Origin of the sequence: Aeromonas sp. HMWF014, from assembly GCF_963878295.1 — a bacterium.
Lineage (GTDB): Bacteria > Pseudomonadota > Gammaproteobacteria > Enterobacterales > Aeromonadaceae > Aeromonas > Aeromonas popoffii.
In genome coordinates this window covers 1-7,768 of sequence record NZ_CAWNYS010000495.1, presented here as the reverse complement: position 1 = coordinate 7,768, position 7,768 = coordinate 1, and the positions used below count along the sequence as shown (strand labels likewise).

General features: G+C 59.0%; 7 protein-coding genes, 3 tRNA genes and 2 pseudogenes. 4 read left to right on the top strand and 8 right to left on the bottom strand.

The features are described 5' to 3' along the window. The first annotated feature begins 222 nt into the window (after positions 1-222). On the top strand, positions 223-1,617 hold the full coding sequence (gene dnaB / locus AAC083_RS19100; protein WP_042034999.1) for a replicative DNA helicase: 1,395 nt from the start codon (positions 223-225) through the stop codon (positions 1,615-1,617). A 162-nt stretch (positions 1,618-1,779) separates the two neighbouring features. Continuing rightward, positions 1,780-2,853, top strand: a complete 1,074-nt coding sequence (gene alr, locus AAC083_RS19095; RefSeq protein WP_042034998.1) for an alanine racemase — start codon at positions 1,780-1,782, stop codon at positions 2,851-2,853. A gap of 67 nt (positions 2,854-2,920) precedes the next feature. Here the strand turns inward: alr and AAC083_RS19090 are convergent, their stop codons facing one another. From AAC083_RS19090 to AAC083_RS19080, 3 genes and pseudogenes are all read right to left on the bottom strand, one after another. After that, positions 2,921-3,169: a YfhL family 4Fe-4S dicluster ferredoxin gene (locus AAC083_RS19090; protein ID WP_042034997.1), complete on the bottom strand. Its 249-nt coding sequence runs from the start codon at positions 3,167-3,169 to the stop codon at positions 2,921-2,923. A gap of 1 nt (position 3,170) precedes the next feature. Continuing rightward, the gene (gene trhP, locus AAC083_RS19085; RefSeq protein ID WP_021140913.1) at positions 3,171-4,532 is read right to left on the bottom strand and encodes a prephenate-dependent tRNA uridine(34) hydroxylase TrhP; all 1,362 of its coding nucleotides are present in this window, start codon (positions 4,530-4,532) and stop codon (positions 3,171-3,173) included. A 115-nt stretch (positions 4,533-4,647) separates the two neighbouring features. After that, positions 4,648-5,081, bottom strand: a pseudogene (locus AAC083_RS19080) (hypothetical protein); the annotation flags it as partial. Between the two features lie 44 nt (positions 5,082-5,125). On the opposite strand from AAC083_RS19080, the gene AAC083_RS19075 reads away from it, so the two are divergent. Further along, positions 5,126-5,281, top strand: a complete 156-nt coding sequence (locus AAC083_RS19075; protein ID WP_308811024.1) for a hypothetical protein — start codon at positions 5,126-5,128, stop codon at positions 5,279-5,281. Between the two features lie 9 nt (positions 5,282-5,290). Here AAC083_RS19075 and AAC083_RS19070 read toward each other — a convergent pair whose 3' ends face one another. The 4 genes from AAC083_RS19070 to AAC083_RS19055 all read right to left on the bottom strand — a co-directional run bounded on the left by AAC083_RS19070 (position 5,291) and on the right by AAC083_RS19055 (position 6,045). After that, positions 5,291-5,569: a hypothetical protein gene (locus AAC083_RS19070; RefSeq protein WP_108537434.1), complete on the bottom strand. Its 279-nt coding sequence runs from the start codon at positions 5,567-5,569 to the stop codon at positions 5,291-5,293. A gap of 138 nt (positions 5,570-5,707) precedes the next feature. Further along, positions 5,708-5,792 (bottom strand) — tRNA-Tyr (locus tag AAC083_RS19065). Positions 5,793-5,831: 39 nt separating this feature from the next. Further along, positions 5,832-5,916 (bottom strand) — tRNA-Tyr (locus AAC083_RS19060). Between the two features lie 44 nt (positions 5,917-5,960). Continuing rightward, positions 5,961-6,045 (bottom strand) — tRNA-Tyr (locus AAC083_RS19055). 347 nt (positions 6,046-6,392) lie between these two features. Here AAC083_RS19055 and AAC083_RS23350 point away from each other — a divergent pair. Beyond that, positions 6,393-6,544 (top strand): annotated as a pseudogene (locus AAC083_RS23350) (cysteine desulfurase-like protein); the annotation flags it as partial. An 86-nt stretch (positions 6,545-6,630) separates the two neighbouring features. On the opposite strand, the gene AAC083_RS19050 reads toward AAC083_RS23350, so the two are convergent. Then, positions 6,631-7,692, bottom strand: a complete 1,062-nt coding sequence (locus tag AAC083_RS19050; RefSeq protein WP_108537433.1) for a protein-glutamate methylesterase/protein-glutamine glutaminase — start codon at positions 7,690-7,692, stop codon at positions 6,631-6,633. Positions 7,693-7,768 lie beyond the last annotated feature (76 nt).

The window sequence follows — 7,768 nt, the reverse complement described above, 5'->3', positions numbered from 1 at the left end:
ATGAGGCGCTGGGGCGCCCCATGCAACACGTAATTGGGACATAGCCTTTATCATGGTATGAGGCCGGGGTGAGCCCCTGGCATAGTTCATCGGCAAGTGGTGCCAGCCACCATCAGGAGGAGGGTTGCACCAGACAGAGGTGAATAGCGTGCATTAGCACTCGCGATGGCGGGGTTTCTTTTGTAAAATTCCCGTCCCCTTCCCGCTGCGGTTTTTATGTGTATGGCAGAGCAAGTGACGGCGAAAAAAGACGCCAAGACACAACAGCTGAAAGTTCCTCCCCACTCTTTTGAGGCCGAGCAGTCCGTACTGGGCGGCCTGATGCTGGATAACGACGCCTGGGATCGGGTCGCCGAACGGGTGATCGACAAGGATTTCTACAGCCGCCCGCACCGGCTGATCTTCCAGGCCATGACCCGCCTCTCCAATGTGGGCAACCCCATCGATCTCATCACGCTGCAAGAGGAGCTGGAACGCTCGGAGCAGCTGGAAGAGTCCGGTGGCTTCGCCTATCTGGTGGAGATCGCCAAGAACACCCCAAGTGCCGCCAACATCAACGCCTACGCCGAAATCGTGCGTGAGCGGGCGGTCGTGCGGGAGATGATCTCGGTCGCCAACGAGATAGTCGAAGCAGGCTATGAGCCGCAGGGACGCACTTCGGGCGATCTGCTCGATCTGGCCGAGAGCAAGGTGTTCCAGATCGCCGAGCAGCGCACCAGCGCCAACGAGGGGCCGCAGCCGCTCAAGCTGATCCTCGAGCAGACGGTCGACAAGATTGAAGAGCTGTTCAAGACCCCGCACAACGGCGTGACCGGGGTATCGAGCGGTTATGGGGATCTCGACAAAATGACGGCAGGTTTGCAGCGCTCGGATCTGATCATCGTGGCGGCCCGTCCCTCCATGGGCAAGACCACGTTTGCCATGAACCTGTGCGAGCATGCGGCGCTCACCGCCGAGAAGCCGGTACTCATCTTCTCGCTGGAGATGCCCTCCGAGCAGATCATCATGCGTATGCTCGCCTCGGTCGGGCGTATCGACCAGACCAAGGTGCGAACCGGTCAGCTCGACGACGAAGACTGGGCGCGCCTCTCCTCCACCATGGGGCTGCTGCTCGAGAAGGGCAAGATGTATATCGATGACGCCTCCGGCCTCACCCCGACCGACGTGCGCTCCCGTGCGCGCCGCATTGCCCGTGAGCACGGCGGCCTATCCATGATCATGATCGACTACCTGCAGCTGATGCGGGTGCCCGCACTCTCCGACAACCGGACCCTGGAGATAGGTGAAATCTCCCGATCCCTCAAGGCCTTGGCAAAAGAGCTGCAGTGCCCCGTGGTGGCGCTCTCTCAGCTCAACCGAAGCCTGGAACAGCGCGCCGACAAGCGTCCGGTCAACTCGGATCTGCGGGAATCCGGCTCCATCGAGCAGGACGCGGATTTGATCATGTTTATCTACCGTGATGAGGTGTATCACGATGACAGTCCCGACAAGGGGATTGCCGAGATCATCATCGGCAAGCAGCGTAACGGCCCCATCGGGCGAGTGCGCCTCACCTTCCAGGGTCAGTTCTCCCGGTTCGATAACTATGCTGGTCCTGCGTTTGATGATGACTACTAATCCGGGGGATGGCGCTTGTGTGGGTGCCGCCTCCGGTTCCTGAAACAGTTTTCCCGGTTCGACAATTATGCCGGTCCGGCCTTAGACGATGACAATTAAGGGCTGACACCACACGGTGCCTGGCGCATTTACGTGCCATCATGCCCTCGTAAGGGAAAACAGATGAAAGCGGCAATTGCCCAAATCAATACAGCGGCCCTGCGCCACAACCTCGCCGTGGTCAAACGGCATGCCCCCGATTGCAAGATCATCGCAGTGGTCAAGGCTAACGCCTATGGCCATGGCCTGCTGCCGGTTGCCCGTACCCTGGTGGATGCCGACGCGTATGCCGTGGCTCGCATCGAAGAGGCGCTGATGTTGCGCTCCTGCGCCGTGGTCAAACCGATAGTGCTGCTGGAAGGCTTCTTCTCGGCCGATGATCTGCCGGTGCTGGCGGCCAACAACCTGCAGACAGCGGTCCACACCTGGGAGCAGCTCGAAGCGCTGGAGCAGGTCGAACTGCCTGCCCCCGTGGTGGCCTGGCTCAAGCTCGACACTGGCATGCACCGCCTCGGGGTGCGCAGCGATGAGATGCCCGCCTTTATCGCACGTCTCGCCAAGTGCAAGAACGTGGTGCAACCGTTCAACATCATGACTCACTTCAGCAGATCCGATGAGCTCGATCAATCCACCACCCGCGAGCAGATTGATCTCTTCAGCCGTCTGACGGCGCCGCTGCTGGGTGAGCGGGCCATGGCCAACTCGGCGGGGATCCTGGCTTGGCCGGACTCCCACTGTGACTGGATCCGTCCCGGTGTCATCCTCTATGGCGTATCCCCCTTCCCCCATTCGGTGGCGGCGGATTACGACCTGCAACCTGTGATGACCCTCAGGACCCAGCTCATCGCTGTGCGAGATCACAAGGCGGGTGAGCCGGTAGGTTACGGCGCCAACTGGGTTTCTGATCGTGATACCCGGCTCGGTGTGATTGCCATCGGTTACGGCGATGGCTATCCGCGCATGGCGCCCAACGGCACCTCAGTGCTGGTGAATGGCCGCATAGTACCCTTGGTGGGCCGCGTCTCCATGGACATGACCACAGTGGATCTGGGGCCGGGCGCTACCGACAAGGCCGGTGACGAAGCCGTGCTCTGGGGTGAGGGGCTGCCGGTGGAGCGGGTTGCCGATGAGATTGGCACCATCCCCTACGAACTCATCACCAAGCTCACCTCCCGGGTCTTTATGGAATACGTCTAGGCACGGCATGCACCAAACGTAAAGAAGCCCCGCATGCGGGGCTTCTTTACGACTGTCTGCAGGAGTTTTACTGCCTGTGCATCCGCACAAACTTCTCCAGCAACTGCGCTTCGGTTTCCACGTGGGCGGGATCCCAGATGATGCAATCGATGGGGCAGACGCTGATGCAGGTCGGCTTCTCATAGTGACCGACGCACTCGGTACAGCGACTGGGGTCTATCTCGTAGATCTCCTCCCCCAAGCTGATGGCCTGGTTCGGACACTCGGGATCGCACATGTCACAGTTGATGCACTTGTCGGTGATGAGCAGGGACATATCAGGCCGCCGAGTGCGGCTGACGGGTGTCCTGGCGATCGCCGAGGTTGCGCAGCAGTATGCCGTAGTTGATGTCGATCTCTTTAGGAACAGGCACATAGACCACGTGACCGTTGCCCGGCGCTGTGTCGATGAGCTCGCCCTTGCGGTTCTGCATCTGCTCCAGGTTGAAGCTGACGTTGCCCTGCGGTGTCATCAGTTCCAGGCTGTTGCCCACCAGGAACTTGTTCTTCACTTCCACTTCCACCATGTCGCCCTGGCGACCAGTGATCTCGCCGACGAACTGCTGGGTGTCGGAGACGGAGTAGCCGTAGTCGTAGTTCTGGTACTCGCTGTGGTTGTGACGGCGCAGGAAGCCTTCGGTGTAGCCACGGTGAGCCAGGTTCTCGAGGGTGCCCATCAGGGTAGGATCGAACGGACGACCGGCGACCGCATCGTCGATGGCCTTGCGATAGACCTGAGCGGTGCGGGCGCAGTAGTAGAAGGACTTGGTGCGGCCTTCAATTTTCAGCGAATGCACGCCCATTTTGGTCAGGCGCTCGACGTGCTCGACGGCGCGCAAGTCCTTGGAGTTCATGATGTAGGTGCCGTGCTCATCCTCGAACGCCGTCATGTATTCACCCGGACGGTTGGACTCTTCCAGCAGCACCAGTGCGTCGCTCGGCTTGCCGAGCCCCAGGGTATTGTCCGGGCGAACTGCGATGGGCTCCTGACGGTGGACTATCTGGCCCACGTCATCTTCCTTGCCCTCGTGCACCTTGTACTCCCAGCGGCAGGAGTTGGTGCAGGTGCCCTGGTTGGGGTCGCGCTTGTTGATATAACCGGAGAGCAGGCAGCGGCCGGAGTAGGCCATGCACAGGGCGCCGTGGACGAAGACTTCCAGCTCCATCTCTGGCACTTGCATGCGGATCTCTTCGATCTCGTCGAGGGACAGCTCGCGGGAGAGGATGGCACGGGTCAGGCCCATCTGATGCCAGAACTTCACCGTGGCCCAGTTGACTGCGTTGGCCTGAACGGAGAGGTGGATGGGCATCTCCGGGAAGGCTTCGCGCATCATCATGATGAGACCGGGGTCGGACATGATCAGCGCATCCGGCTTCATTTCCACCACGGGACGCATGTCGCGGATGAAGGTCTTGAGCTTGGAGTTGTGGGGCTGGATGTTGGCCACCACATAGAACTGCTTGCCCAGCGCATGGGCTTCGTTAATGCCGAGCTGTAGATTCTCGTGATCGAATTCGTTGTTGCGTACCCGCAGGCTGTAACGCGGCTGGCCCGCATAGACGGCGTCGGCGCCATAGGCATAGGCGTAACGCATATTCTTGAGGGTTCCGGCGGGGGAGAGCAATTCTGGTCTGAACATGTTGGACTCTTAGTATCTGATTGCAAATCAGGACGGCGCCACCTGATGGCGCCGGATTGGTTGAGCCGTGGTACGAGACGGCGCTCGCGACACAACTACCCGATGGTGTACATCATTATGCAAGATTGCATGGGATGCACCTGATATACGGGGTGCGAGATTGTACTCGCCCCCACGCCATCATGCAATTTGACAGGTAATGGTTGCCGGCGCGAGTCGTGAGGAATGTCAGGGGCCGGTCAGGCCCAGCGAGATAGGGGGGCATGGCGTAGGCGTAGCCCTGCTGGTAGTCGCAGCCGATTCGATATGTTGCAGTGTCTCGACCCTCTTCACATACACCCTTCATACCGAGTCGCGGCAGGTATTCCACCAGATCGGTCAGCATCCGCCACTCCTGGGTGCCGAAGTCATCGCAGGTGATGTGGGCACCATGAGCACGCAGTACCTCGATCGGTGCCCTGTGCTGCTGTGCAGCGGGGCGTGCTCCAGCACCTCGAACCAGATCTTCATGCCCACCTTGTGCGTCTGGCTCTGCACCAGCAGCAAGACGGTGTTGGCGAACTGGGTGCATCGTCAGACTGGCACCATCATCCATGATGATGGTGCGCGATCTGGCGCAGCAAGCATGGCATCTGGAGGAGAAGATCCGCAGGGAGGGTGCCGGGCAGTGTGAAGCCGAGTTGGCGGATTTCAGGGCTCTGTTACAGCAGATAGTCGATGAGCTGACCGGGTTGTTTGCCCGGTCTTGAAAGGGGATATCAGCGGGAGACGGCGTCTAGATAGGAGAGCATGGGTTCCCTGCCCGGGTCGGTCGCGTGCACGGCTTGTGCCAGCCAGGCCCAGTCGAGCAGGGGCCTGTCCGCTTTGAAGCGCTGATAGGCCAACCCCTGATCGACAGTCAGGAACAGGGTCGTCGGCAGTCCGATGCGATTGGTGTAGCGCACCATGACTTCGCCTCGATAACTGGTCAGCCGTTGCTGCAACTGTGGTAGCGTCAAGTCGCTTGCCTGTCCTGCCTCATCCCAAATTTCAAACATGGTTATCCATGACTCCGAACTGTGTGAGCACTACTGTTTCCAAAAAGAGCAGCTTATGCAATTGTCAGATCTGACAGTGCCAAATGGAGTCATTTTTACAAAGCAAAAACCCGGCGCTAGGCCGGGTCTTCTAAAGGATGGTGGAGGGAGAAGGATTCGAACCTTCGAAGGCAGAGCCGTCAGATTTACAGTCTGATCCCTTTGGCCGCTCGGGAACCCCTCCACGGGGTATTTCCTGATTGTCACTACTTTTGCACTTGAATGGTGGAGGGAGAAGGATTCGAACCTTCGAAGGCAGAGCCGTCAGATTTACAGTCTGATCCCTTTGGCCGCTCGGGAACCCCTCCACAGGGGTAAAGCATAGGTTATTCAGCCATTTCAATCGGGAAAATGGTGGAGGGAGAAGGATTCGAACCTTCGAAGGCAGAGCCGTCAGATTTACAGTCTGATCCCTTTGGCCGCTCGGGAACCCCTCCCCAAGTGCGAGGCGCATACTATCAGATCCGGCAGCTTTGTGAACCCCTTCTGGTGATATCTGGCGACAAAAAAGTGCGAACTGGTCATTTTTTGATATTTTTCGCTCATTTTTCATCCTTATCAACGACTTCTATGTCGATTCCCGGCATGAATACGGCGAGAGACCCGTGCCGGCAGGCACTGATGGGGCGGGTGGGTTCTGCACCGAGCCTCAGCATTTTATACTGAAAATATGACCTCATCTTGTCACTGTGATGGTTGACTGGTTCACGGATGGAGATTGCGGCTACCGCATCTTACTCTCACCATTTTGTTAAAATGTTAATGGGGACGGTGGGCTCTTCATATGCAGGCTCTCGATATCGCCGTGTTGTGCGGCCAGTTTCCCGCCCTCAATCAACTGCTTGATGGCAAGATCCCATCTTTTTCGACGGTAAGGGTAGCGTTCGGATTCATCATGCCGTGATCGCGGCCATGACCGACTATCTCGGCCACTTCAGACCGAGATGGCCGAGTATTTTGGCCAGCATCAGGTATGCAGCTGGGCCGGCTACTTCTATGTGCTGGCTGATGTGCAAGTGCAGCTAGCGGCCCACTATCGCGTGGTGAATGTCCTGCAGCGGCAGTATGTGGCGGACAGCCCCGAGCTTGATGGCCTCCTTGGGCATGCCGAATACCACGCAGGAGGTCTCATCCTGGGCGAAGGTGTTGGCGCCCGCCTCCAGCATTTCTCTTAGCCCGCGAGCACCATCATCCCCCATTCCCGTCATGATGATGCCGGTGGCATTGCCACCGGCAAATTTGGCCACAGAGCGAAACAGCACGTCCACCGAAGGGCGGTGACGGTTGATGAGAGGGCCATCGATCACATCGACGTGATAGTAGGCCCCGCTGCGCTTGAGCAGCATGTGCTTGCCCCCCGGCGCTATGAGCGCCAGACCCGGAATGACCCTGTCATTGCTCTTTGCTTCCCGCACTTCTATCTGGCACAGGTTGTTGAGTCGCTCGGCGAAGGAGGCGGTGAATTTCTCCGGCATGTGTTGCACTATGACGATGCCGGGACAGACGCGAGGCAGAGTCGTCAGCACGGCTTCCAGTGCCTGGGTGCCGCCGGTAGAGGTGCCGATCGCCACGATCCGCTCCGTGGTCTGGGCCATGGCATGCGGGCTGGCTGCGGGCATGATGGCGTCGGCATTGAGTTTGGCGGCGACAGTGGTCAAAGGCGCCTTGCCCAGTCGTTTGACATTGGCCTGGGCGGCGGCACGCACTGCCATGGCCAGCGCTTGCGCCGACTCCTGCAGAAAATTTTTGAGCCCGACCGTGGGTTTGGTGATGATGTCCACTGCGCCGGCAGCCATGGCCTGCAGCGTGGTTTCCGCCCCCTTCTCGGTCAGGGAAGAGCAGATCACCACAGGGGTCGGGTGCTCGGCCATTATCTTGGTGAGGAAGGTGATGCCATCCATGCGCGGCATCTCCACATCCAGCACTATCACGTCGGGCCACTCTTTTTTCAGCTTCTCCAGTGCAAACAGCGGGTCAGACGCGGTGGCAATCACCTTGATATCAGGTTCCTGTTCCAGAATGGCCTGCAACACCTGCCTGACCACGGCGGAGTCATCCACCAGCATGACCTTGATCTGTTTCATAGCCCAGTTCCCTTAACGATGAGGCAGCCGGTGGTGGCGTACCCAGACATTGCCGTTGGTCAGTTCAAAAATCAGG

Coding starts and splice junctions, on each gene's coding strand:
- AAC083_RS19070 (WP_108537434.1), bottom strand. CDS start 5,569: ATGTTTGAAATTTGGGATGAGGCAGGACAGGCAAGCGACTTGACGCTA.
- AAC083_RS19090 (WP_042034997.1), bottom strand. CDS start 3,169: ATGTCCCTGCTCATCACCGACAAGTGCATCAACTGTGACATGTGCGAT.
- AAC083_RS19075 (WP_308811024.1), top strand. CDS start 5,126: ATGATGATGGTGCGCGATCTGGCGCAGCAAGCATGGCATCTGGAGGAG.
- trhP (WP_021140913.1), bottom strand. CDS start 4,532: ATGTTCAGACCAGAATTGCTCTCCCCCGCCGGAACCCTCAAGAATATG.
- dnaB (WP_042034999.1), top strand. CDS start 223: ATGGCAGAGCAAGTGACGGCGAAAAAAGACGCCAAGACACAACAGCTG.
- AAC083_RS19050 (WP_108537433.1), bottom strand. CDS start 7,692: ATGAAACAGATCAAGGTCATGCTGGTGGATGACTCCGCCGTGGTCAGG.
- alr (WP_042034998.1), top strand. CDS start 1,780: ATGAAAGCGGCAATTGCCCAAATCAATACAGCGGCCCTGCGCCACAAC.